The sequence below is a fragment of the Promineifilum sp. (SeqCode) genome (assembly GCF_041918635.1).
GTDB lineage: Bacteria > Chloroflexota > Anaerolineae > Promineifilales > Promineifilaceae > Promineifilum.
Map to the genome: position 1 here is coordinate 1 of NZ_JAYRVJ010000477.1, position 2,392 is coordinate 2,392.

Sequence of the window (2,392 nt, forward strand, 5' to 3'; positions counted from 1 at the left end):
GACACGGCCGGTCGACCATGTACTCCTCCAGCTTTTCGCGCACGTAGTCGGAGGTGGACTCGTTGTAACGCCGCCACAGGTTGGGGATGACGCCCTCGTACTTGGTGCCGTAGTTGCGCGTCTGTCCTTCGCGGTTGTGATATTTCACCGTCACCGACTCGTTGCCGCTGCCGTGGAGCAGGATGCGCATCTGCTGCTGGCTCAGCTCGCGCACCGGCCGGTCGAGCGGGATGCCGAAGTGCTGCGCTGTGGCCTTGAGCAGTTGCCAGTAGTAGCCAGCCTTGTCCTCGGTCGGCCAGCCGGTGATGGCCCCCTCGGTCAGCGTCAGGTCCTTGTTGGGCACGACCAGGTCGGGATCGATCTCTTTCTGCATCCCCAGCCCCTGGCACTCCGGGCACGCGCCGTAGGGCGTATTGAAGCTGAAGGTGCGCGGCTCGATGGGCGGGATGCTCGTGCCGTCATAGGGGCAGTAGAGGTGCTCGGAGTAGAGATGGTCAATGGTGTTGGCCGGGTTGGTGACGTCGTTGATGATCACAATGCCGCCGCCCAACCCGAGCGCCGTCTCGATGGAGTCGGTCAGCCGGCTGCGGTCGGACGCGGCTTCCTCGCCGGTGTCGTCGGGCGCGTGGCGGATGACCAGCCGGTCAACGACCGCCTCGATGGTGTGATTCTTGTACCGGTCGAGTTCGATCTTCTCGTCCACCTGGCGCACTTCGCCGTTGACGCGCACGCGCACGAACCCTGCCTTGCGCACGTCGTCAAAGATGCCCTGGTGCTGCCCCTTGCGGTCTTGCACCAGCGGGGCGAGCACCTGGATGCGCGTGCCGACGGTCATGTTCATCACATTGCTGACGATCTGCTCGGCCGACTGGGGCATAACCGGCCGGCCGCACACCGGACAGTGGGGCGTGCCGACCCGGGCGAAGAGGAGGCGCAAATAGTCGTAGATCTCGGTCACCGTGCCCACGGTCGAACGCGGGTTCTGGCTAACGCCCTTCTGGTCGATGGACACGGCCGGGCTGAGTCCCTCGATGTTATCGACGTCCGGCTTCTCCATCTGGCCCAGGAACTGTCGGGCATAGGCCGACAGCGACTCGACGTAGCGGCGTTGGCCTTCAGCGAAGATGGTGTCGAAGGCCAGCGATGACTTGCCCGACCCCGACAGACCGGTGATGACAACCAGCTTGTCGCGCGGGATCTCCACGTCGATATTCTTTAGATTATGCTCGCGCGCGCCGCGCACGATGATCTTGTCGAGGGACATACTTCCATTTCCATTGGCGCGGAAAGGAGCCATGACGGAGCCTCCGCGCGACCGATCTGTTGAGCCAATCGACTATTCTAGCATGGCGCAGGGGTGTACACCATTAGCGTTTCGTTGGACTGAGCGGACGCGCAGTCAACGATAGTAGCACAAATGGTCTAGTTATACAAGAGATAGTACGCTGATTACGCCGATTTGGCGCTGATTTTCGCTGAGAAGAAGCTTGTATCGGCGAAAATTAGCGCGTAATCTGCGTCATCAGCGTCCCATTCTTACAGCGGCAACATCAGATCGACGCAGATGGCGAGCAGGAGGACGAGCAGGTAGTAGTTAGAGGACATGAACAGCCGCCGGGCGTTCAGCGGCGAGGGGTCGCGGATGAGTTGGATGTTGCGATTGAACAAGTCCACGGTAATCGCCAGCGTCGGCAGGAAGAAGACCCAGCCCAACCCCGGCAGCACGACCATGAGCAGGCTGAGCACACCCGTCGGCAAGGTGTGGGACATGACCCACCAGGCGGCGCGATAAGGCGTGGTGTGCACCGGCAGCATGGGCACGTCGGCGCGGCTGTACTCGTCGCGGTAGAGGATGGCCAGGCTCCAGAAGTGGAAGGGCGTCCACAGGAACAGAATGGCCGCCAGCGCCAGCGCGCCGACCGAATCCCACTGTCCGGCGGCGGCCGCTCCACTCAGCACGGCAGCGCTACCGGCCGCGCCGCCGATGACGATATTCAGCAGCGTGCGCGGCTTGAGCCAGATGGTGTAGATGCCGACGTAGATAAAGGCCCCCAGCGCCAGAAAGAAGGCCAGCGGCCGGTTGAAGGGCAGCACGGCCAGCACCGGGACGAGGATCAGCAAGAGGCCGACAATGGGAACCCAGCGCGGGTCGGCGATGCTGCCGTTGACCAGTGGGCGCTTGCGCGTGCGGCCCATCAGGCCATCGCGGTTGCGCTCCCAATACTGGTTGAGCGCCGAAGCGCCAGCAGCAGCCATCCCGCCGGTGGCCCAGGTCAGCAGCATGACGCCCCAGCCCGGCCAGCCGCCGGCGGCCAGGAACGCCCCGCCCGTCGCCGCCATCAACAGCAGGAAGACGATGCGCAACTTAAAGAGCACGACCAACGTATCCAGC

1 protein-coding gene and 1 pseudogene are annotated in these 2,392 nt (G+C 63.4%); both read right to left on the reverse strand.

What is annotated here, in order from left to right:
• Window positions 1-1,297: pseudogene (locus ACE3UY_RS14430) on the reverse strand (excinuclease ABC subunit UvrA); the annotation flags it as partial.
• A 239-nt stretch (window positions 1,298-1,536) separates the two neighbouring features.
• A partial coding sequence (cyoE, locus tag ACE3UY_RS14435; RefSeq protein WP_374688208.1) for a heme o synthase occupies window positions 1,537-2,392 on the reverse strand: 856 nt, incomplete at its 5' end.